At 64.3% G+C, this 23,253-nt stretch carries 24 protein-coding genes; 12 read left to right on the forward strand and 12 right to left on the reverse strand.

Annotation, left to right across the window (positions count from 1 at the left end):
* Positions 1 to 54: 54 nt before the first annotated feature.
* The 4 genes from yedA to CAY82_RS00520 all read right to left on the reverse strand — a co-directional run bounded on the left by yedA (position 55) and on the right by CAY82_RS00520 (position 3,193).
* Positions 55 to 975 (reverse strand): drug/metabolite exporter YedA, encoded by a 921-nt coding sequence (gene yedA / locus CAY82_RS00505; RefSeq protein ID WP_087499483.1) that lies wholly within the window; start codon positions 973 to 975, stop codon positions 55 to 57.
* A gap of 202 nt (positions 976 to 1,177) precedes the next feature.
* Entirely contained in the window at positions 1,178 to 1,783 is a 606-nt protein-coding gene (locus CAY82_RS00510; RefSeq protein WP_087499484.1) for a PolC-type DNA polymerase III, read from the reverse strand.
* Between the two features lie 9 nt (positions 1,784 to 1,792).
* The gene (locus tag CAY82_RS00515) at positions 1,793 to 2,272 is read right to left on the reverse strand and encodes an NYN domain-containing protein (protein ID WP_087499485.1); all 480 of its coding nucleotides are present in this window, start codon (positions 2,270 to 2,272) and stop codon (positions 1,793 to 1,795) included.
* A gap of 162 nt (positions 2,273 to 2,434) precedes the next feature.
* Entirely contained in the window at positions 2,435 to 3,193 is a 759-nt protein-coding gene (locus tag CAY82_RS00520; protein ID WP_087499486.1) for a DUF2076 domain-containing protein, read from the reverse strand.
* 167 nt (positions 3,194 to 3,360) lie between these two features.
* Between CAY82_RS00520 and CAY82_RS00525 the strand changes: the two genes are divergently transcribed.
* On the forward strand, positions 3,361 to 4,017 hold the full coding sequence (locus CAY82_RS00525) for a YciC family protein (protein WP_087499487.1): 657 nt from the start codon (positions 3,361 to 3,363) through the stop codon (positions 4,015 to 4,017).
* Between the two features lie 35 nt (positions 4,018 to 4,052).
* Here the strand turns inward: CAY82_RS00525 and hrpB are convergent, their stop codons facing one another.
* The gene (gene hrpB, locus CAY82_RS00530) at positions 4,053 to 6,581 is read right to left on the reverse strand and encodes an ATP-dependent helicase HrpB (protein WP_087499488.1); all 2,529 of its coding nucleotides are present in this window, start codon (positions 6,579 to 6,581) and stop codon (positions 4,053 to 4,055) included.
* Between the two features lie 115 nt (positions 6,582 to 6,696).
* Between hrpB and CAY82_RS00535 the strand changes: the two genes are divergently transcribed.
* Complete coding sequence (locus tag CAY82_RS00535; protein WP_087499489.1) at positions 6,697 to 7,116, forward strand: polyribonucleotide nucleotidyltransferase; 420 nt, start codon at positions 6,697 to 6,699, stop codon at positions 7,114 to 7,116.
* A 22-nt stretch (positions 7,117 to 7,138) separates the two neighbouring features.
* On the forward strand, positions 7,139 to 8,011 hold the full coding sequence (locus CAY82_RS00540) for a cation diffusion facilitator family transporter (RefSeq protein ID WP_087499490.1): 873 nt from the start codon (positions 7,139 to 7,141) through the stop codon (positions 8,009 to 8,011).
* Positions 8,012 to 8,141: 130 nt separating this feature from the next.
* Here CAY82_RS00540 and CAY82_RS00550 read toward each other — a convergent pair whose 3' ends face one another.
* On the reverse strand, positions 8,142 to 8,927 hold the full coding sequence (locus tag CAY82_RS00550) for a DUF6515 family protein (RefSeq protein ID WP_087499492.1): 786 nt from the start codon (positions 8,925 to 8,927) through the stop codon (positions 8,142 to 8,144).
* A gap of 396 nt (positions 8,928 to 9,323) precedes the next feature.
* Here CAY82_RS00550 and CAY82_RS00555 point away from each other — a divergent pair, with 396 nt between their 5' ends.
* Both CAY82_RS00555 and CAY82_RS00560 read left to right on the forward strand, forming a co-directional pair.
* Positions 9,324 to 9,800 (forward strand): Lrp/AsnC family transcriptional regulator, encoded by a 477-nt coding sequence (locus tag CAY82_RS00555; protein WP_003249795.1) that lies wholly within the window; start codon positions 9,324 to 9,326, stop codon positions 9,798 to 9,800.
* A gap of 54 nt (positions 9,801 to 9,854) precedes the next feature.
* The gene (locus tag CAY82_RS00560) at positions 9,855 to 10,058 is read left to right on the forward strand and encodes a DUF2788 domain-containing protein (protein ID WP_013974331.1); all 204 of its coding nucleotides are present in this window, start codon (positions 9,855 to 9,857) and stop codon (positions 10,056 to 10,058) included.
* Between the two features lie 51 nt (positions 10,059 to 10,109).
* On the opposite strand, the gene CAY82_RS00565 is transcribed toward CAY82_RS00560, so the two are convergent.
* From CAY82_RS00565 to CAY82_RS27255, 5 genes are all read right to left on the reverse strand, one after another.
* The gene (locus tag CAY82_RS00565; protein ID WP_087499493.1) at positions 10,110 to 10,742 is read right to left on the reverse strand and encodes a pseudouridine synthase; all 633 of its coding nucleotides are present in this window, start codon (positions 10,740 to 10,742) and stop codon (positions 10,110 to 10,112) included.
* 6 nt (positions 10,743 to 10,748) lie between these two features.
* On the reverse strand, positions 10,749 to 12,212 hold the full coding sequence (gene amn / locus CAY82_RS00570) for an AMP nucleosidase (RefSeq protein WP_087499494.1): 1,464 nt from the start codon (positions 12,210 to 12,212) through the stop codon (positions 10,749 to 10,751).
* 177 nt (positions 12,213 to 12,389) lie between these two features.
* A complete protein-coding gene (locus CAY82_RS00575) occupies positions 12,390 to 14,042 on the reverse strand; it encodes an acyl-CoA dehydrogenase family protein (protein ID WP_087499495.1) in 1,653 nt (550 codons plus the stop codon).
* 471 nt (positions 14,043 to 14,513) lie between these two features.
* Positions 14,514 to 16,502 (reverse strand): hybrid sensor histidine kinase/response regulator, encoded by a 1,989-nt coding sequence (locus CAY82_RS00580; protein WP_087499496.1) that lies wholly within the window; start codon positions 16,500 to 16,502, stop codon positions 14,514 to 14,516.
* Positions 16,503 to 16,657: 155 nt separating this feature from the next.
* On the reverse strand, positions 16,658 to 16,867 hold the full coding sequence (locus CAY82_RS27255) for a CRISPR-associated DxTHG motif protein (protein WP_140399061.1): 210 nt from the start codon (positions 16,865 to 16,867) through the stop codon (positions 16,658 to 16,660).
* Here CAY82_RS27255 and CAY82_RS00585 point away from each other — a divergent pair.
* The 4 genes from CAY82_RS00585 (at position 16,768) to CAY82_RS00600 (ending at position 20,337) form a co-directional block, all read left to right on the forward strand.
* Positions 16,768 to 17,565, forward strand: a complete 798-nt coding sequence (locus tag CAY82_RS00585; protein WP_087499497.1) for a hydroxymethylpyrimidine/phosphomethylpyrimidine kinase — start codon at positions 16,768 to 16,770, stop codon at positions 17,563 to 17,565. The two genes, CAY82_RS27255 and CAY82_RS00585, sit on opposite strands and share 100 nt — an antisense overlap.
* A 13-nt stretch (positions 17,566 to 17,578) precedes the next feature.
* Entirely contained in the window at positions 17,579 to 18,202 is a 624-nt protein-coding gene (gene thiE / locus CAY82_RS00590; protein ID WP_063911839.1) for a thiamine phosphate synthase, read from the forward strand.
* Between the two features lie 16 nt (positions 18,203 to 18,218).
* Positions 18,219 to 19,502: a glutamate-1-semialdehyde 2,1-aminomutase gene (hemL, locus tag CAY82_RS00595; protein ID WP_013974339.1), complete on the forward strand. Its 1,284-nt coding sequence runs from the start codon at positions 18,219 to 18,221 to the stop codon at positions 19,500 to 19,502.
* A 289-nt stretch (positions 19,503 to 19,791) separates the two neighbouring features.
* The gene (locus CAY82_RS00600) at positions 19,792 to 20,337 is read left to right on the forward strand and encodes a tetratricopeptide repeat protein (RefSeq protein ID WP_087499498.1); all 546 of its coding nucleotides are present in this window, start codon (positions 19,792 to 19,794) and stop codon (positions 20,335 to 20,337) included.
* Between the two features lie 3 nt (positions 20,338 to 20,340).
* Here the strand turns inward: CAY82_RS00600 and CAY82_RS00605 are convergent, their stop codons facing one another.
* Complete coding sequence (locus tag CAY82_RS00605; RefSeq protein WP_060498505.1) at positions 20,341 to 20,667, reverse strand: DUF1820 family protein; 327 nt, start codon at positions 20,665 to 20,667, stop codon at positions 20,341 to 20,343.
* Positions 20,668 to 20,917: 250 nt separating this feature from the next.
* Between CAY82_RS00605 and CAY82_RS00610 the strand changes: the two genes are divergently transcribed.
* Genes CAY82_RS00610 through CAY82_RS00620 form a run of 3 tightly spaced genes read left to right on the forward strand, consistent with a single transcriptional unit; the run spans position 20,918 to position 23,247 of the window.
* Positions 20,918 to 21,916, forward strand: coding sequence for a PhoH family protein (locus tag CAY82_RS00610; RefSeq protein ID WP_013974342.1), 999 nt, complete (start codon positions 20,918 to 20,920; stop codon positions 21,914 to 21,916).
* Complete coding sequence (gene ybeY, locus CAY82_RS00615) at positions 21,909 to 22,382, forward strand: rRNA maturation RNase YbeY (protein WP_087499499.1); 474 nt, start codon at positions 21,909 to 21,911, stop codon at positions 22,380 to 22,382. Before CAY82_RS00610 ends, ybeY begins: the two co-directional genes overlap by 8 nt.
* Before the next feature lie 25 nt (positions 22,383 to 22,407).
* Positions 22,408 to 23,247, forward strand: a complete 840-nt coding sequence (locus CAY82_RS00620) for an HlyC/CorC family transporter (RefSeq protein WP_003257584.1) — start codon at positions 22,408 to 22,410, stop codon at positions 23,245 to 23,247.
* The last annotated feature ends 6 nt before the right edge of the window (positions 23,248 to 23,253 follow it).

Consider the following 23,253-nt stretch of genomic DNA (forward strand, 5'->3'; position numbering starts at 1 on the left):
CAATACCGTCAGGGGGGTTCAGCGAAGGCGGCAAGTTTACCGCATCACCCCTGCCTACTTGCAGATTTCGCCTTTCAATGGCTGCGCCGGCTCAGGTGCCTTGCGCCACTGCGGCAGGCCGATCAGCACCACCGCGCCGATGATCACCGCCATGGCCACACACTCTTCGGCACCAATCTGCTCACCGGCAAAGACGATACCCAGCAGCACGGCCACTGCCGGGTTGACGTAGGCATAGCTGGTGGCAGCTGCCGGGCGCACGTGCTTGAGCAGGTACATGTAGGCACTGAACGCCAGGATCGAACCGAACAACACCAGGTAGGCCAGTGCCCCCCAGCCGGCAGCGGTCGGCATCTGCGTCATGCGCTCGCCAGACAGCACGCTGCCGAGCAACAGCACGGCGCCACCGACCAGCATTTCCGCGGCACTGGCCATGGGCCCCTGGGGCAGCGGCAAGGTCTTGCTCCACACCGAGCCGAATGCCCACGACGCTGCCGCAAAGATGATCAGCGCCGCGCCAATCGGGCTTGCCTGCAGGTTGGAGCCCAGGTTCAGCAGGCCGATACCCACCAGCCCGAGGGCGATCCCCGCCCACTCCAGCTTCGAATTGCGGTGCCCGAACAGCAGGCCGAACAGCAAGGTGAACAGCGGCACCGTCGCCACCGCCAGCGCCGCCACGCCCGAGGCCACGCCGGCATGCTCGGCCACGGTCACGCCACCGTTGCCACAGCTGAGCAGCAGGAAACCGATCGCCCCGGCAGCTCGCCACTGCGGCCAGGTCGGTGCCGGCACACCGCGCCAGCGCAAGAAGCCGTACAGCAGGCCACCTGCAATCACAAAGCGCACCCCGGCCATCAGCATCGGTGGCCAGCTCTCGACACCTATGCGAATGAACAGGTAGGTGGAGCCCCAGACCAGGTACAAGGCCAGGAAAGCGCCAATGAGCAACAACGGGAAGCGACGGGAGGCAGGCATGGGAAACACTCGAAATCCGTTTACGGGTGATTCAGTTTAAGGGCCTGCCTGGGTAAAGATAAGTTACAAAACGGGTTCAAATGAGCGGCACAATTTTGGGGCGTTCGGTTTGAGAGTTGTGTTGTCTGGGAGATCGAGCGCCGCGCGGGCGGCGCTCGATCTCCCAGACAACACAACTCTCAAACCGACCACCTCGCAGCCGTCAACAGTACTTCGCCAGGGTTTCACGAACCTTCGCGGCAGGGGTTTTCTGCAGACGGCAGAGCAGGTCGTGCGAGAGTTGCTGGACACCGTGGCTCTGGCGCAGCACGCCAGCCAGATGTTGCAGCAGATTGGCGGCCATTTCGGCATCGGCCATGGCCCGGTGCGCGGTACCGGTATCCGGCAGGCCGGCCCAGCGGGTCAGGGTGCCCAGCTTGTGGTTCGGTGCCGCCGGCAGCAGGCGCCGTGACAGCAGCAGGGAACAGGCGAAGGCCTGGCTGCGGCTACGGCCGATGCGGCTCAGTTCGTAGTCCCAGAACCTCTGGTCAAAGGCGGCATTATGTGCCAGCAGCGGGGTACCACCGACGAACTCGGCCACTTCGTTCATCACCTTGTCCACCGGCGGCGCACTGCGCAACATTGCATTGGTGATACCGGTCAGCCCGGCGATGAAGGCCGGCACCGGCACACCCGCGTTCATCAGACTCTGGTAGCGCTCGACGATGCGCCCGCCCTCCAGCATCACCACCGCCACCTCGGTGGCGCGGCAGCCGGCGCCGGGGGTAACGCCAGTGGTTTCAAAGTCGATGACAGCGATGCGTTCCATGCAAGGACCTCAGTGTTTGAGCAACAGCGCACCCTCAATGGGCACATAGCGGGAGGCGGCACGGATCAACGACAGTGCGGTAAGCCCGGGCACACCATACACCACTGCCTCGGTGCCATGGCGCTGGATCACCCGCTCCAGCAACAGGTCGAAATCGCCATCGCCGGAGGCCAGTACTACCTGGTCGACGCGGCTGGCGGCGTCGATCACATCCAGGGTAATGCCCACATCCCAGTCACCTTTGGCCGAGCCATCGCTGCGCTGGATGAAGGGCTTGAGGCGCACGTCGAAACCGAGGTTGCGCAAGATCTGCTGGAACTGCTGCTGCTTGCTGTCGCCACGGTCGATGGCGTAGGCCACAGCCTCGACGATCTGGCCTTCGCGGCTGACATCGGCCCACAGGGCGGTGTAGTTGAAATGGCAACCGTGGGCCTGGCGCACGGTGTAGTAGAGGTTCTGCACATCGGCGAACAGCGCGATCTTTTTCACCTGGGCATCTCTTGTCAGGCCGGGATTGCTGGGGGCTGCGTTGCAGCCCTTTCGCGACACAAGGCCGCTCCTACAGGGGTTCGCGTACCCTTGTAGGAGCGGCCTTGCGTCGCGAAAGGGGCGCGCAGCGCCCCCAAAACTGCCAGCAGTATGCCAGACCTGTCAGACGTAAGAATCGTCGTCCGAGAAGAACCCGCCATCATCGCTGCCATAATCGCTGTCGGCATAACCACCCTGGTCACTGCCCCAACCACCATTGTCAGCCACCTGCTGCTGCGCCCCCGAGTCGTTCCAGCCACCGCTGTCGCTGGCCGGCGCCGGCTCTTCCTTGATCACCTCGACCACCTCCTCCGGCTGCGAGTTGTGATTGAACAGGCTGCTGATACCCTGCGCCAGCAACACCCCACCCGCCACACCGGCCGCGGTCTGCATTGCGCCACCGAGGAAGCTGCTGGCACCACTGCGTGCCGGCGCGGCACCAAAGCCTGGCTGCTGCGCTTGCGGCTGGGAAAAGCCCGGCGCCGACGGCTCGCGCCAGCCACCGCCAGATGCCACGGGGGTTGCAGCGGGACGCTGCGGCTGCACGGCCGGGGCCGCATTGCGCCCAGACGAACCAAAGATGCTGGACAGGAAACCACCACCGCCACTACTCGGCGCGCTGCTGCCGGCACGGGCGGCCTCAGCCTGGGCACGGGCCTGCTTCAGTTCGGCTTCCAGTTGCTTGTTCTGCTCGTCGAGGCGCTTGATAGCCGCCTCCTGCACCAGGATCGCCTGGGCCATGTAATAAGGCGCCGCCGGCTGCTGACGCACATGCTCCTCGATGCATGCCTGGGCCTGCGCATCGCGCGGCTGGCTCGGGTCCTCGGCTTGCTTGAGACGGCCGAACAGGCCGTCGATCAGGGTTTGTTCTTCAGTATTCATGGGGCGACCTCACGGGGTAGCGGGACAACGGACAGCGTCAAAGATGGGGCGTACAGGCGTGGGAATCAATCACCGGCGGCGTGAAACTTTTTTCAGCAAATGACAGCCCCAAGCCTGCTTTGGGCTAAAGTTATGCCCCTGTTTTTGCTGCCATGCGATGTTGACTGATGAATCCGCTGAGCGTCCTGCGCGACTCCCTGTACTTCTTCCGCCGTCACCTGCCGAATATCCTCCAGCTGTGCCTGCCGCTGGTGGTGCTGGAAGCCCTGATCACCCAACTGCTGTACCGCCAGCTGGGCGACCAGGCATCACCAGCCTACGGCATGCTGGTCAGCCTGCTGTTCTACCCGCTGTACAGCGCCGCGCTGATCCTGTACCTGGACACCCGCAGCAACGGCCAGGAAATCGCCAAGCGCGACCTGTTCGCCCGTGCCCTGCAATTGTGGCCGCAGCTGGCCCTGCTGATCCTGATCAGCTCGCTGCTGATCATGGCCGGCCTGGCGCTGTTCATCTTCCCGGGCGTGTGGATCATGATCAACCTGGTGTTCGCCGAGTACCTCCTGGTACTGCGCGGCCGGCCGGTGGTGCAGTCGATGCGTGACAGCGCAAGCATGACCACCGGGCACTTCATGCGCATCATGATCTGCGTTGTAGGCGTGCTGGCGCCGATCTGGCTGATCGACGGGCTGCTGCTGATGACCTTCCCCGAGCCATCGCCCGGCATGGAGCTGGCCATGGACAGCCTCAGCGGCTTCCTGCAACTGTTCAGCACCGTGGTGCTGTACCGTCTATTCATGCTGCTGGAAGGCGAAGCCGGGGCGTGATGCCCAGGCCTACCGTTTAACCGGAAATGCTGCTGTCAGGTTCCCCGAGGCTTGGCCCGTGCCGTGGCCTCGGCCACCAGCGGATCATCCGGCCAGTAATGCTTGGGATAGCGCCCTTTCAGATCTTTCTTCACCTCGGCATAGGTCGTACGCCAGAAGTTGGCCAGGTCCTGGGTCACCTGCACCGGCCGGCGAGCCGGTGACAGCAGGTGCAGCTTGACCTGCTGGCGACCATTTGCAATGCGGGGGGTGTCCGCCAGGCCGAACAGCTCTTGCAAGCGCACAGCAAGGATCGGCGGCGTTTCGCTGTAGTCCAGGCGGATGTTCGAGCCGGACGGCACTGGCAGGTGCGCAGGGGCCTGTTCTTCCAGGCGCTGCGGCAGCGGCCAGGGCAACAAGTTGCGCAGCATCGAAGGCAGGTCCAGCGCGGCGAAATGGCTGAGACGCGACACCTTGCCCAGGTAAGGCTGCAACCAGTCTTCCAGGCTGGCGAGCAAGGCCTCGTCAGCCAGGTCGGGCCATTCGCTGTGGCCGTCCTTGGCCAGGTCCAGCTGACGCAGCAAGGCCACGCGCGCCTGCCATTGCCGCAGCTCGGGGGTCCAGGTCAGCAGGTTCAAGCCCTTGCGCCGGACCAGGCCAAGCAGCGCGCGAGCCCGCGCTTCGTCATCCAGGCCGGGCAGCGGCTCACGGCTGAGCACCAGCTCGCCAACCTTGACCTGGCGCTCGGCGCGCAGCACCTGTTCGCGCTCGTCCCAATCGAGGATATCCACCCGCTCGACCTGCTCGGCCAGCACGCCCTCGAGCAGCGCCGGATCGAACTCGGCGGCCAGATAGATGCGTTCTTCGCGCTGGCCCTGGCGGCTGCCCAAGTCGGCAATCACCAGCCACGGGCACTTCATCAGCGCATCGACTTCGGCAAACAGCGCCGCACGGCCGTTGGCCAGCCGGTATTCCGCACTGCCCTCGCGGCGCTGCTGGGCGACGCGGTCGGGGTAGGCCAGCGCCAGCAGCGCGCCCAGCCAGCGTGGGTGATCGGGGTCCACAACCGGCGCGCTTGGCTTGCCACGCAGCAGGCCACGGTATTGGCGGGCCAACTGCCGGGCGCGCTGCACGCCGCCCTGACCGCCACGGGCGGCCTTGCTCTCGCCGCTGACCAGCGCCAGTCGGCTGTGCAAGTCGGCGCCACCGCCACGCTGGATATCCCGCTCACCCAGCAGCGCAGCCACATCACAGGCCATTGGTGCCAGGCCCAGATCCTGTCCGCGCAACAGCAAATGCGCGATACGTGGATGCGCCGGTAGCTCGGCCATGGCCTGGCCGTGTTCGCTGAGGTTGTCACGGCAGCCAGGCTTGAAGGCATTGAGCCGCGCCAGCAGGTCCTGGGCCTGGGCGAAAGCGGCAGTGGGGGGCTGGTCGAGCCAGCGCAGCTGCTCGGGCGTCACGCCCCAGCGCGCCAGCTGCAGGGCCAGGCCGGCCAGGTCGGCCTGCAGGATCTCGGCGCTGCCGTGGGCGGCCAGCTGGTCATGCTGGGCTTCGGACCACAGGCGGTAGCACACGCCGGGCTCAAGCCGCCCGGCACGGCCGGCGCGCTGGGTGGCGCTGGCGCGGGAGATGCGCTGGGTGTCCAGGCGGGTCATGCCGCTGCCAGGGTCGAAGCGCGGTACCCGGGCCAGGCCTGCATCGATCACCACGCGCACGCCGTCGATAGTCAGGCTGGTCTCGGCAATGTTGGTGGCCAGCACCACCTTGCGCAGGCCCTTGGGCGCCGGGTCGATGGCCGCACGCTGGGCGTTGAGATCGAGCTCGCCATGCAGCGGGCACAGCAGGACCTCCGGGCGCTCGCCCAACGCCTCCAGCAGGCTCTGGTGCACCCGGCGGATCTCGGCCTGACCTGGCAGGAATACCAGCACACTGCCTGTCTGGTCAGCCAGTGCCTGCAACACGCTGTCCACAACCCGTGGCTCGATGAACTCACCTGGCTGGAAAGGCCGCCCCCAACGGATGTCGACCGGGTGCATGCGGCCTTCGCTGCTGACCACCGGGGCATCATCCAGCAGCCGCGAAAGACGCTCGCCCTCCAGGGTCGCGGACATCAGCAGAATCTTCAGTGGCGGGTCGTCACGCAGCAACTCCCGGCCATTCAGGCTCAACGCCAGGGCCAGGTCAGCATCGAGGCTGCGCTCGTGAAATTCGTCGAAGATCAACAGCCCCACCCCCTCCAGCGCCGGGTCGGCCTGCAGGCGACGGGTGAGGATCCCTTCGGTCACCACTTCAATGCGGGTTTTCGGCCCGACCTTGCTGTCCAGGCGGATGCGGTAGCCCACGGTTTCGCCGACCTTTTCGTCCAGCTCGCTGGCCAGCCGTTCAGCAGCCGCGCGTGCCGCAAGGCGTCGGGGCTCAAGCATGAGTATGCTCTGCCCTGCCAGCCACGGCTCGTTGAGCAGCGCCAGCGGCACGCGGGTAGTCTTGCCGGCGCCAGGTGGCGCCTCGAGCACCGCTTCGTCACGGTTTTCCAGGGCCTGGCGCAGAGCGGGCAAGACAGCATCGATCGGTAATGAAATCATGGTGGTCCTCGAACAGTCTCGCGAGTATAACGGCGAACCCAGCCTGCTCTATCATGGTCTTAGCTTCAGGTGCAGGCGCTTCGCTTGCCCTGCTGAATACCTTTCGGAGATTTACATGCGCATCCCAACCCGCGTCATCGGTGGCGCCCTCATCGTCACCTTGCTGACCCAACTGACCGCCTGCGGCACCATTCTCTATCCGGAACGTCGCGGCCAGATCGGCGGCAAGATCGACCCTGTGGTTGCCGCGATGGATGCCATCGGCATCCTGTTCTACGTGATCCCGGGGCTGATCGCCTTCGGTATCGACTTCGCCACGGGCGCCATTTATTACTCAGGCGGGCGATCCGCCCAGGTCGACCCGGTCAAACTGCGCGAGGCTGTCAGCCCCGATGGCAAGGTCGACAACCTGAAGCTGCAGGCCATTCTCGAAAGCGAACTGGGCCAGCGCCTGCCGCTGAACGACCCACGGCTGATCCAGCATCGCGGCAGCATCGAGCAACTGGCCAGCCTGGGCCTGGTGCCTGCAGTCTGAACCACAAGGACACTGACCACGGATGACAACCACCCCGGCTGAACACCAGCGCCTGCTACGCTTGGCCACCCGCGCCTCGCTGGCGGTGGCCAGCATCCTGGTCCTGAGCAAGGCGCTGGCCTGGTGGCTGAGCGGCTCGGTCAGCCTGCTGGCCGGGCTGACCGACTCGGCCCTGGATGCCGTTGCCTCGTTCCTCAATCTGCTCGCCGTGCACTACGCCCTGCGCCCGGCCGACGACGACCACCGTTTTGGCCACGGCAAGGCCGAAGCCTTGGCCGGTATGGCGCAGGCGCTGTTCATCGGGGTCAGTGCGGTGCTGATCGGGGTGCAGGCGGTGGATCGCCTGCACACCCCGCAACCCTTGGGTGATACCACCATCGGTATCGCGGTAATGCTGCTGTCGCTGGTGCTGACACTTGCCCTGCTGGCACTGCAACACAAGGTCATCCGCCTGACCGGTTCCACGGCGGTGCGGGCCGACTCCCTGCACTACCGCTCGGACCTGCTGCTCAACGGCAGCATCCTGCTTGCCCTGCTGCTGGCACGCTTTGGCTGGCCGCAACTGGATGCGCTGTTCGGCCTGGGAATCGCCGTCTACATCCTCTGGAGCGCGCTGCAGATCGCCCGGGAGAGTACGGCCATCCTGATGGACCAGGAACTGCCCGGCGACGTTGGCGAGGCCATGGCGGCGCTGGTGCTGTCCATTCCCGGGGTCGAAGGCGTGCATGACCTGCGTACGCGAGTGTCGGGCAACCAGTGGTTCGTGCAGCTGCATCTGGAGATGCCGGGGCAGTTACCGCTGCATGAAGCGCACGGGTTGTGCGTGGAGGCCTCGAGGGTGATCCGCCAGCGTTACCCACAGGCAGATGTGATGGTACATGCGGATCCGGTGTGAATCAGTGTGCGTAACTGTGGGAGCGGGTTTACCCGCGAACACCGGCACAGCCGGTGCCATGCACCGCGTCGCATTCTTCGCGGGTAAACCCGCTCCCACAGGGCTCTCCGTTGCAGGGACGTGTCCCGCTTCAGTTGATACTGTAGCCCCGGCCACTGAAGCAAGCGCCCATCGCCCGCCGGTAGTTGTCCACCACATTGGCCGGCGGCGCGTACGTCGCCGTCGCCGGGTCGAAGCCTGACTGGCTCACCGCCCAGCGGTGGCACTGGTAACGGTCCTGGTCCTGCTGCTCCTGGCCCTGCCCATACATCGGGTAGGCCACCACGTCATAGCCACCGCCTACAGGTGCCGGCCCGGCAACCGGAGGGTTGACCACCACATATTCGCGGCTGTCGGCCAGGTACTGGTAATAGGTATCGGCCACCAGGAAGAACAGCGCCCCGCCCAGCCAGACTTCCCGCGCATAGGGCGGCAGGTAGTTGACCCGTACGCCGTAGGGCGGGGTCACCACGACATAACGGCCACCGTGGGGGCGGTACCAGTAACCACCGGAGTAGAAGTAGTCATCGCCACGGTAGGGAACTTTCCAGTAGCGGTCCGGGAAATGATCGATGGTATGCCCCGGGCGATACTGCGGTCCTGGCCCCCAGCCATTGCCATGCCCACCCGGGCGCCCCTGCCAGTCACCGCCAGGCCGTTGCCCCGGGCCACCGGCTTCCCAGTAGCGGTTATCGCCATGGCGGCGGGGAATGTCCTGGTAGTAGCCCTGGCGTGGCGGCTGGGTCTGCTGCACTTCGTCACGCGAATTGAGCGAGCGGCCCGACGCCCCCTCGCCCGGCCCTTCGGCCATGGCCCCGAGGCTGATGCTCACCCCCAACATACCAACACCTGCCAACTGCCAGATGCGCGACTTCATGCTGTTCCTCTCGGTAGAAAATACGGCAACCACAGCCAGTCTACCGCGCCCGTAACGCAGGCCAATTAAATTTCCGGACATGAAAAAAGGGAGGCCGCTGGGCCTCCCTTCAGGAATTGTCGTCCGTGCTCGGCACTTGTGGCGCCGGCTCACCTCACACCGTCTTCTGGAAGGTGTGTAGCCCGGGGGCCTGGCGGATCCTGTTGGATGGCTGGCCGCGACCGCCCGCCTAGGGCGCGTCGCCGTGGACTGATGTCCGGGCAGTGATTCTGTGGATAAAGATAGCGGAGTAGTTGCGGCAGATGATTGCGAAGATTGCTCAGACAAATAGCACTTGCGCAATTTTTCACCCTGGATTGATAATTCACCGCAATCCGAACAGAAAAGGCATAACCCATGAGCAAACTTGATCGCTACGACCTGAGCATCCTCGCCGAATTGCAGCGCGATGCGCGCATTTCCAACCAGGAACTGGCCGAACGCATCGGTCTGTCGCCTTCGCCATGCTCGCGTCGGGTCAAGCAACTGGAGGACGATGGCTACATCTCGCGCCAGGTGGCCCTGCTCGACCGCAAGAAGCTGGGGCTGAGCCTGACTGCCTACGTGCTGATCGGCATGGACCGCCACACCCCAGAGCGTTTCGAAACCTTCGAGGCGGCCATCCGCAACCTGCCACAGGTGCTCGAATGCAGCCTGGTCACTGGCATGGATGCCGACTACCAACTGAAAGTGGTGGTGCCCGACATGGACCACTACCAGAAACTGCTGCTAGGCAGCCTGACCCGTATTGAAGGCGTCACCAGCGTACGTTCGAGCTTCGTACTGAACCAGGTGCTGGCCAGCACCGAGCTGCCATTGACCCACCTGCGTTAATTGCCTACGCAAGCAGGCGTATAATCGGACGCTCAACCCGCCTGGAGAACACCGATGGATCCCGCCGTATTCGAAGAGTGGATGATGATCATCCTGGTCACCGTGTTGATCGGTTTCATGGGTTTCATCGTCTGGGACCTGGCGAAAAAGTCCAAGGCCGGGCGCTTCGGGACGCTGATCCTGTTCTTCGTGCTGGGGCTGGGGGTGTTGGCCTTTATCATCAAGAGCGTGGTGGTGGGGTTTCTCGAAGGGGTGTAGAAAATTCAGGGCCATTCGCGGGCACGCCCGCGAATAGGCCCTTGAACCGGACTAAAGCTTGGCGGCCACTTCGCGCCAGCACCCCTGCTCCAACCCATCCAGCGCCCAGTCGCCAATCCGCACCCGCACCAACCGCAAGGTCGGTAACCCCACCGCCGCCGTCATCCGCCGCACCTGGCGGTTACGCCCTTCGCGAATCACCAGCTCCAGCCAGCTGGTCGGCACGCTCTTGCGAAAACGCACCGGCGGATTGCGCGGCCACAGTTCGGGCTCGTCCAGGCGCCGCGCCTCGGCCGGCAAGGTCGGCCCGTCGTTCAGCTCCACGCCATCGCGCAAGCGCTGCAACTGCTCCTCGCTCGGCTCCCCCTCCACCTGAACCCAGTAAGTCTTGGCCAGCTTGTGCTTCGGATCGGCAATGCGTGCCTGCAGGCCACCATCGTTGGTCAGCAGCAACAGGCCTTCACTGTCGCGGTCCAGCCGCCCGGCCGGGTACACGCCCGGGATGTCGATGTAGTCCTTGAGTGTTGCGCGCCCATCGCCGTCGCTGAACTGGGTCAGCACGTCGAACGGTTTGTTGAACAGGATCAGGCGCGGCTCGGCCGGTGGCGCCTTGGGCTGGCGACGCGGGCCGGCGGCAGGCCGCGCCTGGGGGCGGCGCGGCTTGGAACGGGGTGGCAGTGACATGGATCCTCAGCGGAACGGCGGCTCATCGAAACTGCGCAGTTTACGCGAGTGCAGCGAGTTGAGCTCGGTGCGCAGCAGGTCGAGGGCGGCAATGCCGATCTTCAAATGCTGGCTGACCGCCCGGTTGTAGAAGGCGTTGGCCGAGCCCGGCAGCTTGATTTCGCTGTGCAGCGGCTTGTCGGACACACACAGCAAGGTGCCGTAAGGCACGCGCAAGCGGTAACCCTGGGCAGCGATGGTACCGCTTTCCATGTCAACCGCCACGGCACGCGACAAGTTGATCAGCGGCCGTTCCTGGGCCCAGCGCAGCTCCCAGTTGCGGTCGTCGTAGGTCAACACGGTGCCGGTGCGCAAGCGCTTCTTCAGCTGTTCGCCACGCTCGCCGGTGACCTGCGCCGCAGCTTCCTGCAAGGCCAGCTGTACTTCGGCCAAGGCCGGAATCGGGATGTTCGGCGGCACCACCCGGTCAAGAATGCCGTCACGGCGCATGTAGGCGTGGGCCAGCACATAGTCGCCGATGGTCTGCGACTGCCGCAGGCCGCCGCAGTGACCGATCATCAGCCAGCAATGCGGGCGCAGCACGGCCAGGTGGTCGGTGATGTTCTTGGCATTGGACGGGCCGACGCCGATGTTGACCAGCGTGACGCCGTCGCCATCGGCGGCAATCAGGTGATACGCCGGCATCTGGTAGCGGTGCCAGACCACACTGGCCACCAGGGCCTGGGTTTCACCGTGGTCCATGCCCTTGTCGATCACCACGTTGCCCGGCAGCACCATGCGCACGAAGCGCGGGTCGTCACGCAACTGGTCGAGGCCGTGGCTGATGAACTGGTCGACATAGCGGTGATAGTTGGTCAGCAGGATCCACGGCTGCACATGGCGCCAGTCGCTGCCCGTGTAGTGCACCAGGCGGCGCAGCGAGAAGTCGACCCGCGCGGCATCGAACAGCGCCAGCGGCAGGGTTTCGGCGCCGCCCCAGTCATACAGCCCGTCGGCGATGTTGTCGGTGGCGGCCGACAGGTCGGTGCTGGGGAACACTCGCGCCAGCTGCGCAGCGGTGATACCGCTGCCGGCCAGCTCGTCGCCCTGGTCGACCACGTAGGGGTAAGGAATGTTCTGTTCGCTGACACCAACCTCTACCGTGACGGTGTAGTCGTGCATCAACGGGCGCAGTTGCTCCAGCAGGTAGCCACGGAAAGCAGCCGGCTGGGTAATGGTGACGCTGTAGGTGCCGGCCACCTGGACCTTGGCGTAAGCCCGCGTGGTGGCGGCAACTTCACCGTGGCTGTAGTAGGTCAGGCGCAGCGCCGGGTAACGGAACAGGTCTCGCTCTTCGGCGCCCGGTTCGGTACGGTCCTTCAGGTAACGCTTGAGGGCCTGGCTAAGGGCCCCGGTGGCCTGGTCATGCAGGGCCGCCAGACGGTCGACGGCCTGTTCGGGGGTATCAACGACTACAAAAGCTTGGCTCACACTGTGCTTCCTGTCTGGACGTGCATGTGAACCATCTTGCCTGCCTTCTTGGGTAAATACACCCCCATTGATCGGTGTTGGCTTCATTCGCGGGCATGCCCGCTCCCACAGGTACAGCACAGCACTCGAACACCGTGAAGCCCCTGTGGGAGCGGGCGTGCCCGCGAAGAAGCCAGCTCAGCTCGTCCAGGCTGGCGTAGCCCTGGCCACCAATGCCTCCACATCCACGCCTCTCGGCAACGCCCCGTAAACACGCCCGCCCCCCGTCAAGCGGCTGTCGATGAACGCATCACTGACCACCGCATTCCCTGCCTCCAGCAACAGCTTGGCCTGCAGCGCCAAGGCAATGTCCTCGGTCAGCTGCCGCGCGCGGTACTGCATGTCGCCAGTGTCGGCAAACGCTCCCTTGAGATTGCCGATGTGCGCCGCCAAACGCGGGTCCCCATGCCCATCACCCAGCTCGGCGAACAACGCATCGAGCACGCCCGGTTCCTTGGACAAGGCCCGCAACACATCCAGGCACTGCACATTGCCCGAGCCTTCCCAGGTCGAGTTGACCGGCGCTTCGCGGTACAACCGTGGCAGGATGCTGTCTTCCACATAACCCGCCCCGCCCAGGCACTCGGCGGCCTCGTTGATCATGGCCGGCGCGCGCTTGCAGATCCAGTACTTGCCCACCGCCGTGACCAGCCGGGCGAAATGCGCCTGCTGCGGGTCGTCCAGCTGTTCCAGCGCCTGCCCCATGCGCAGGCTCAGGGCCAGCGCGGCCTCGCTTTCCAGCGCCAGGTCGGCCAGCACGTTCTGCATCAACGGCTGCTCGCTCAGCAGCCGCCCGCCGACCTTGCGGTGCGCGCAGTGGTGGGCCGCCTGGGTCAGCGCCTGGCGCATCAGGGCGCTGGAACCGACCATGCAGTCGAAGCGGGTCATGGCCACCATTTCGATGATGGTCGGCACGCCCCGCCCTTCTTCCCCGACCATCCACGCCAGGGCGCCGCGGAACTCCACCTCGCTGGAGGCATTGGAGCTATTGCCCAGCTTGTTCTTCAGGCGCTGGATATAGAACTGGTTACGGCTGTCGTCCGGGCGGTGACGCGGTAGCAGGAAGCAGGTCAGACCTTTCTCGGTCTGGGCCAGGGTAAGGAAGGCATCACACATCGGTGCCGAGCAGAACCATTTGTGGCCAACCAGCTCGTAGGGCTGGCCCGGGCCTGCGGCGCCGACCGGATAAGCCCGGGTGGTGTTAGCGCGTACATCGGTACCACCCTGCTTCTCGGTCATGGCCATGCCCAGGGTGACCCCGGCCTTGTGGCGGTCGCCGACATTACGCGGGTCGTACTCGCAGGCGAGAATCTTCGGCAGCCAGTATTCGGCCAGTTCGGGTTGCAGCCGCAGCGCTGGCACGGCAGCGAAGGTCATGGTCAGCGGGCAGCCGGTACCGGCCTCGGCCTGGCTGTGCAGGTAGGTCATTGAAGCCCGCGCCACATGGGCACCGGGGCGGGGCTCGGCCCACGGCAGCGAAGGCAGGCCGTGCTCGACGGCGGTGCGCATCAGTTCGTGGTAGGCCGGGTGGAACTCGACCAGGTCGATACGATGGCCGTAGCGGTCATGGCTGCTGAACTCCGGCTTGTGCGCATTGGCCAGGAAACCCGCCTGCATCAACGGGCCACCGGCCAGGGCCCCGTAGGCGTCGATCCGCGACTCGGCCCAACCCGCGCCGAAGCGCCGCGACCATTCCTGTAGCGGTAGGTCGAGGCGGTACAGGTTGGCACCGTCGAGGGGCGGAGGCTGGTTGGTGACTTCGTGGGTTTCAGCGTACTGGTGCAGGTTCATCAGGGGCTCCTGGATCCGGGTAGGCTTGAGAGACCCAGTGAAGCACTCTGTACGAGTCAGTCAAAGTGACATTAATGACTAAACATGTGGTGGGGGGCGCATGTGTTGGGTGTGTATCAGGGCTGACAGGTGTTCGCCACAACAGGTTCAGCGCCTGTGAGATCGAGCGCCGCCCGCGCGGCGCTTCGCGGGGCAAGCCCGCTCCCACATTTGTTGCAACGTGGCCATGCCTGTAAGGCCATGGTTGGCAGCCTTGTTGGCATGACTGGATTTCGAGGTGGGCATTGATGCCGCCCCGCCTGCCTCAAGCCATGCACCAAGGCAGGCAACCATGGCCTGGCAGGTTCGGCACGTTGCAACAAATGTGGGAGCGGGCTTGCCCCGCGAAGCGCCGCGCGGGCGGCGCTCGATCTCCCAGGCGCTGCACCTGCCACGGCGAACACCTCTCAGCCCCAACCAAATGCCATGCCTTCACAGCGACTGCCGCGCCTGCAGTATGTGCGGGCTCATCTGCACCTGCGCAATAGCCATGTTCAAACTCAACTCGAAGCGGCTGCCCAACCCCCGCGTCGATTCATGCGACAACTTCGCCCCCAGCAACTCCCCCATCTGCCGACAAATCGACAAACCAATACCCAGCCCGCCATAACGCCGGGTCATCGAGCCATCGACCTGGAAGAAACGCTGATACAGGGTCGACTGGTCCAGGTCATCAAAGCCAATACCGCTGTCACTGACAACAAAAGTCAGCGCCAGGTCGTCCGGCTCCACCCGGCGCCAACGCACCTGGATCATCACCCCGCCCTGGTGGGTGAACTTCAGCCCGTTGTCCACCAGGCACCCCAGGCAGCGGGCCAGTTTCTGGCCGTCGCCCAGCAGCTCGTCCGGCAAGTCGGCGGGGATGTCCAGGCTAAGGTGCAAGCCTTTGCCCAAAGCGTGCCCGGCATAACCGGCACGCACCCCCTGCAGCAGGGTGCGCAGGCTGAACGGTGCCGGCTGCGCGCGCAGGCGGCCGGCCTGCAGTTCGGACAGGGTAAGAATGGCATCGACCATGTCCATCATGCCCTGGGCCGACCCCACCGCCGTGCGGTGGTACTGGGCCATCTCGGCCTCCATCGGCAGGGTGTGCATCAGCTCCAGCGAGCCGATCACGCCATTCATCGGCGTGCGCAGCTCATGGGTCACGCAGGCCAGGAATTCGTCTTTCAGCCGGTTGCTCCTGGCCAGTTGCAGGTTCAATTGCTCCAGCGTGCGCCCGGTGTCACGCAAGGTCTGCGCCTGCTGCTCGCGCAAGCTGTTGATACGGTCGGCCAGCGCCAGCGACAGCAAGGCCACCTCCAGCGCCGACCCCAACTGGCTGGCATACATGGTGATGAACACGTTTGGCAGGTAGCCCAGCACCATCAAGGTGTTGACCAGGCCACCGAGCAGGAACGCCGTCCAGGCGATGATGAACCAGCGTGCCACGCGCAAGCCACGCCACCAGGCGTACAGCCCGGCAGCGAAGATGCTCACGGTAAACAGCAATGCCAGCACCGTGGCCATGCGCAGGGCGACGCCGTAGGGCATGCTCACCGCCAGCACCATGACCAGCGCGCCACCCAGCATCAGCAGCTGCAGCAGCCGGTCCAAGCCACGGCTGATGCTGCCCAGTTGCAGGAAATGCCGGGCGAACTGGCAACCGAACAGGCCGGCGGCACCAATGAACAGCGGCGTCGAGGCATTCGCCCACCAGGGGCTGTCCGGCCAGAAGTAGGCCACACCGGCGCCATTCACCGAAACCTGGTAAAAGCCGAACGAAGCGATATAGAGGATGTAGTAGAGGTAGCTGACATCGCGCACGCTGAGGTAGATGAACAGGTTGTACACCAGCATCACCAGCAGCACGCCGTAGATCATCCCCAATACATATAGACGCGTGGGCTGTTCCTCCATGTAGGCCTCGGCGGACCACAGCGTCAGTGGCGCCTGTACCGAGCCCTGGCTGTGCAGGCGCAGGTAGGCGGTGGTGACCTGGCCAGGCGGCAGCTGCAGTTGGAACAGGTAGTTGTTCTGCCGGATCTGCCGGCTGTGGTAGGGCAAGGCGTCGCCGGTGCGCCGGGCCAGGCGGTAACTGCCACTGCTGTCGGGCAGGTACAGCTCGATGTGGTCCAGCGGCGGATAGGCCAGCTCCAGCAGCCACTGCCGTGGGGCGGCGCCGAGCGCGGCGACAGGGCGCAGTTCGACCTTGAGCCAGAACACCGAGGTGGAATAACCGGCATTCAGAACGTCTTCGTGGTGGGGGCGAAAGTGTTTGGCGAAGCCAGGGGCACTGACCTGGGCGATGGTGGCACTGCCATCGTGGTCTTCATAAACCTGCATTGCCTTGCCCAGCGGAAGATGCCGGGTAGCGTCGTCGAAATCGACTGCCCCGGCCAGCACGGGCAGCAAGCCCAGAAGCACAATCAGCAAATAGCGCATACAGCCCCAGCATGGCCTGTCCAGTCGAGTCGCGGTTGCCTCCCATCCGTTTGAGACGACACGATCCGGCAGAACCCGTTTGTAGAGTTATCCGAGCACTCTAGCATAGCTTCGCAACCTGGTAATCGACCATATCCAATCACAAAGAAAAGGCTCTAAATCAACGCTTTCAGAAATAAAACCGGAAAAAATCTGACCCCATGATCAGTAAAACCCGTTTGGAGGACGATCCGCCCAAACAGGATTGGTGGTAAGCTCGCCGACCATGAATACCTACAGCTCCCGCCCCGTTGTCCTCTGTCTTTCCGGCCACGACCCCAGTGGCGGCGCCGGCCTGCAGGCAGATATCGAAGCCCTGATCGCACAAGGCTGTCACGCCGCACCCGCAGTGACCGCCCTGACCGTGCAGGATACAGTCAACGTTTCCGACTTCCGCGTGCTCGACCGCGAGTGGGTGCTGGCCCAGGCCAACGCCGTACTGGCCGACGCTACGGTAGCCGCCGTCAAGCTGGGCATGCTCGGTTCGATCGAGATGGTCGACACCGTCGCCGAACTGCTGGCCGCCCACCCGCACCTGCCGCTGGTCTGCGACCCGGTGCTGCGTGCCGGCGGTGGTGGCCGCCTGGGCAAGGACGAAGTGGGTTACGCCCTGCGCGAACGCCTGCTGCCACTGGCGACCATCGCCACGCCGAACCTGCCCGAAGCCCGCATCCTTGCCGAGCTGCCCGAAGGCACCGCCGACGAGTGTGCCGAGAAACTGTTGCCGTTCTGTAGACACCTGCTGATTACCGGCGGTCACGGCGACGAAGACGAAATTCACAACCGCCTGTACAGCCGCGATGGCCAGCGCCACACCTGGACCTGCCAGCGCCTGCCGGGCAGCTACCACGGCTCGGGCTGCACCCTGGCCAGCGCCCTGGCCGGCCGCCTGGCCCTCGGCGAGCAGCTGGAAAGCGCCGTGCGCAGCGCACTGGACTACACCTGGCGCACCCTGCGTGACGCCGAGCAACTGGGCAAGGGCCAGTACGTGCCGCGCCGCCTGCCACTGGATTTCTGCTCCTGACACGAGGCCTCCAATGAAGCTACGCGGTCTGTACGCCATCACCGACAGCCAGCTGCTCGCTGGCCGTTTCCTGTCCCATGTCGAGGCGGCACTGGAAGGCGGCGTGTGCCTGCTGCAGTACCGCGATAAAAGTGACGACGCGGCACGGCGCCTGCGTGAGGCCGAAGGGCTGATGAAGCTCTGCGAGCGCTACGGCACCCAGCTGATCATCAACGACGATGCCGAACTGGCCGCGCGCCTGGGCGTCGGCGTGCACCTGGGCCAGACCGACGGCCCACTGACCCCGGCCCGCGCCCTGCTCGGTCGCCAGGCGATCATCGGCTCAACCTGCCACGCCAGCCTCGAACTGGCCGCCCAGGCCGCCAGCGAAGGTGCCAGCTACGTGGCCTTCGGCCGCTTCTTCAACTCCGTCACCAAGCCGGGCGCCCCCGCTGCCAACATCGAACTGCTGGAGCAGGCCCGCGCCCAGGTGAAACTGCCGATCGCGGTGATCGGCGGCATTACCCTCGACAACGCCGCCCCGCTGGTCGCCCATGGTGCCGATCTGCTGGCGGTGATCCACGGCCTGTTCGGTGCCGACAGCGCGCAGGAAGTCACCCGCCGCGCCCGCGCCTTCAACGCCTTGTTCGCATCCTGATTCGAGAGAACCTTCCATGTCCCGTTCCGAAGCCCTGTTCGCCCAAGCCCAGAAGCACATCCCCGGTGGCGTCAACTCGCCGGTCCGCGCTTTCAAGAGCGTTGGCGGCACGCCGCTGTTCTTCAAGCATGCCGAAGGCGCCTACGTCGTTGACGAGGATGACAAGCGTTACGTCGACTACGTCGGCTCCTGGGGCCCGATGATCCTTGGCCACGGCCACCCGGAGGTACTGGACTCGGTACGCCGCCAGCTGGAGCACGGCCTGTCCTATGGCGCACCGACCGCCATGGAAACCGAAATGGCCGACCTGGTCTGCTCGCTGGTGCCGTCCATGGAGATGGTGCGCATGGTCAGCTCAGGCACCGAGGCCACCATGAGCGCCATCCGCCTGGCCCGTGGCTACACCGGCCGTGACGCCATCATCAAGTTCGAAGGCTGCTACCACGGTCACTCCGACAGCCTGCTGGTAAAAGCCGGCTCTGGCCTGCTGACCCAGGGCGTGCCGAGCTCGGCAGGCGTGCCGGCAGACTTCGCCAAGCACACCCTGACCCTACCGTTCAACGACATCGCTGCCGTCGAGAAAACCCTGGCCGAAGTCGGCCAGACCGTAGCCTGCATCATCGTCGAGCCGGTAGCCGGCAACATGAACTGCGTACCACCTGCGCCAGGCTTCCTCGAAGGCCTGCGCGAGCAGTGCGACAAGCACGGCGTGGTGTTGATCTTCGACGAAGTGATGACCGGTTTCCGCGTCTCGCTCGGCGGCGCCCAGGGCCATTACGGCATCAAGCCGGACCTGTCGACCTTCGGCAAGATCGTCGGTGGCGGCATGCCGGTCGGCTGCTTCGGCGGCAAGCGTGAAATCATGGGCTGCATCGCCCCGCTCGGCCCGGTCTACCAGGCCGGCACCCTGTCGGGTAACCCGCTGGCCATGGCCGCAGGCCTGACCACCCTGAAGCTGATCAGCCGCCCGGGCTTCCACGCCGAGCTGACCGACTACACCAGCCGCATGCTCGACGGCCTGCAACAGCGCGCCGATGCCGCTGGCGTGCCGTTCGTCACCACCCAGGCCGGTGCCATGTTCGGCCTGTACTTCAGCGGTGCCGACGACATCGTCACCTTCGAAGACGTGATGGCCAGCGATGCCGAGCGTTTCAAGCGCTTCTTCCACCTGATGCTCGATGGTGGCGTGTACCTGGCACCAAGCGCGTTCGAAGCAGGCTTCACCTCCATCGCCCATGGCGACAAGGAGCTGCAGATCACCCTGGATGCGGCTGAAAAGGCCTTTGCAGCCCTGAAATAGCGCGCAGCACCGCGCTTTTGTGGGAGCGGCCTTGTGTCGCGAAAGGGCCGCAAAGCGGCCCCAGCACTTCAGCAGTAATGCACAGATTGCTGGGGCTGCTTCGCAGCCCTTTCGCGACACAAGGCCGCTCCCACAGAGGCCGGCACAGGCAACAAATACCCATGCACAATCAGCTGACTTCCCCAACCAAGCAGAAAATCGAGTAAAACTTTGTAAGGTTGGCGCTGCTTATCCCATAATGTGCCACCAGAGACATTGGCCGCAGCTTTGCAGAGGTAAGTCGATCCCCATGAACCGCACCGGCCGCGCCCTGACCCTGGGCTGCCTGTTGCTTCTTCAGCCCCTGCTGGCCCTGGCGGAGGGCGGTAACTCGTTGCTGATTCCGGCGACGGGCCGCTGCACCCTGAATGTCCAGCCTGAAGACCTGGCAAACGCCCTCAAGGCTTGTGAGCAGGCGGCAACGACGGGGGACGCGCAGGCGCAATTCGAACTGGGCGAGTACTACTACACGCAAACGCCGAAAAACCTGAACAAAGCCCTGAACTGGTTCGAAAAGGCCTCGCTGCAAGGCCATGCCGAAGCCCAGTACCGCCTGGGCGCCATGTTCTTCCGTGGCGAAGGGGTCAAGGCCAACAACGTGCAGGCCTACATCCTGCTGAAGATGGCTGCGGTCAACGGCGCCGAGGATGCGCTGGACATGGCCGACGAAGTGACCGAGCAGATGCCCCGCGACGAACTGGAGCATGCCACCCAGGTGCTCGGCCAGATCTTCCGCAAGTACCTGCTGGAGCTGCAGAACGCCGAAGGGCGCACGCCGTTCTCGCCACTCCCCTGAGGGTTACTTTTCCGGCATCGGCATGGGGAACGGCATCACGTTGCCGCCGCCTTTGGCTTCACTGATCTTCGCCGTACCCAGGCGCTCCACCTCGTCGATGCGCACGATCGAATGCATCGGCACGAAGCTGCGGACTACCCCCTCGAACTGGCTCTTGAGCTTCTCCTCGCTCGGGTCCACCACCAGTTGTGAGCGCTCGCCGAACACGAACTCCTCGATTTCCAGGAAACCCCACAGGTCGCTCTGGTAGATCTGCTTGGCATACATCTCGAAGACCTGCCCCTGGTTGAGGAAGATCACTTTATAGATGGCAGGTTCGCGCTTGCTCATGTTCGTCGGGATAACACATGCGTAAGAAAAGGCGGGCATCATAGCAGTGCCGGCCTCTTCGCGGGTAAACCCGCTCCCACAGGTTCTGCGCAGCCCTCAGGAACAGTGCAATCCCTGTGGGAGCGGGTTTACCCGCGAAGAGGCCGAAACAGGCAGTACATACCGTTGAACGTTTCAGTGCTTTCGCCACTGCCATTCAAGGGTTATTCTTGAGTTCACATCCATTGCCGTCGAGCGGCTAAAAACGACCTTGAACGCACCCATACAACCCCATCGCTTCATCCTCGAACCTTTCGAGGCCCACCGTTTCGCCAACTTGTGCGGCCAGTTCGACGAGCACCTGCGCCTGATCGAACAGCGCCTGGCCATCGAGATCCGCAACCGCGGCAATCAGTTCGAACTGATCGGCGAACCCAAGACCACCTCCGCTGCCGAACAGCTGCTGCGCCGTCTCTACCGCGAGACCAAGGCCAGCGACCTGTCGCCGGAAACCGTCCACCTGTACCTGCAGGAATCGACCGTCGAGAACATCGACAACCCGGCCGTCAACGAGGTCAGCGTGTCGCTGCGCACGCGCAAGGGCAACATCCGCCCGCGCGGGGTCAACCAGCAACGCTACGTCAAGGAAATCCTGGCCAACGACATCAACTTCGGCATCGGTCCGGCCGGTACCGGCAAGACCTACCTGGCCGTGGCCTGCGCCGTGGATGCGCTGGAGCGCGAACAGGTGCGCCGTATCCTGCTGGTGCGCCCGGCGGTCGAGGCGGGCGAAAAGCTCGGCTTCCTGCCCGGCGACCTGGCCCAGAAGATCGACCCGTACCTGCGCCCGCTGTACGACGCCCTGTACGAAATGCTCGGCTTCGAACACGTGGCCAAGCTGATCGAGCGCCAGGTGATCGAGATCGCCCCGCTGGCCTACATGCGTGGCCGTACCCTGAACAACAGCTTCATCATCCTCGACGAGAGCCAGAACACCACGCTGGAACAGATGAAGATGTTCCTCACCCGTATCGGCTTCGGCTCTACCGCGGTCATCACCGGCGACATCACCCAGGTCGACCTGCCCCGTGGCACCAAGTCGGGCCTGGCGCACGTCATCGAGGTGCTGAAGGACGTTCCGGGGATCAGTTTCACCCACTTCCAACCCAAAGATGTGGTTCGTCACCCACTGGTGCAGCGCATTGTCGAAGCCTACGACCGCTTCGATGCCCGCCAGGCCAAGCCCGAGGCGCCCGGCAAAGATGCTTGAACTCGATATTCAACGGGCCACGGATGCTGCCGCCCCGGATGACACCGCATTCCGCCGCTGGTGCGAACTGGCCCTGCGCCAACGCAGCGCCGATTCGGAAATGACCATTCGCCTGGTCGACGAAGCCGAAGGCCGCGAGCTGAACCACACCTACCGGCACAAGGACTACGCGACCAATGTGCTGTCGTTCCCGGCCGACGTGCCGGATGAGCTGCTCGATATCCCGCTGCTGGGCGACCTGGTGATCTGCATACCGGTGGTCGAGCGCGAAGCAGCCGAACAAGGCAAGTCGCTGGAAGCACACTGGGCGCACCTGGTCATCCACGGTTGCCTGCACCTGCTCGGCTACGACCACATCGAGGATGAGGAAGCCGAGGAAATGGAAGGCCTGGAGCGGGAATTGCTGGCAGAACTGGGTCATCCCGACCCGTACGCCGACGATGAAACCGACAACATTACACACTGATACACGAAGGATCACGAGAACCGCCATGAGCGAAGATCGATCGAGCAACGGGCAGAAGTCCTGGTTGGGTAAACTGACCCAGGCTTTTGCCCATGAGCCGAAAAACCGCCAGCAACTCCTTGAGCTGCTGCGCGAAGCCCATCAGAACAAACTGCTGGACAGCGAAGCGCTGACCATCGTCGAAGGCGCCATCCAGGTGGCCGACCTGCAGGTTCGCGACATCATGGTGCCGCGTTCGCAGATGATCAGCATCAAAGCCAGCCAGTCGCCGCGCGAGTTCCTGCCGGCGGTGATCGACGCCGCCCACTCGCGCTACCCGGTGATCGGCGAAAGCCACGACGATGTGCTCGGGATCCTGCTCGCCAAAGACCTGCTGCCGCTGATCCTCAAGGAGAACGGCGACAGCTTCAACATCAAGGACCTGCTGCGCCCGGCCACTTTCGTGCCCGAGTCCAAGCGCCTGAACGTGCTGCTGCGCGAGTTCCGCGCCAACCATAACCACATGGCCATCGTCATCGACGAGTACGGCGGCGTGGCCGGCCTGGTCACCATCGAGGACGTGCTGGAGCAGATCGTCGGCGACATCGAGGACGAGCACGACGTCGAGGAAGACAGCTACATCAAACCGCTGCCAAGCGGTGACTTCCTGGTCAAGGCGCTTACCCCCATCGAGAACTTCAACGAGTTCTTCGACAGCGAGTTCTCCGATGACGAGTTCGACACGGTCGGCGGCCTGGTGATGAGCGCCTTCGGTCACCTGCCCAAGCGCAACGAAACCACCGAGATCGGTCCCTACAAGTTCCGTATTCTCAATGCCGACAGCCGGCGGATACACTTGCTACGCCTGACACCGATCACCCGTTAAGGACAA

Source organism: Pseudomonas sp. SID14000, assembly GCF_002165135.1.
GTDB lineage: Bacteria > Pseudomonadota > Gammaproteobacteria > Pseudomonadales > Pseudomonadaceae > Aquipseudomonas.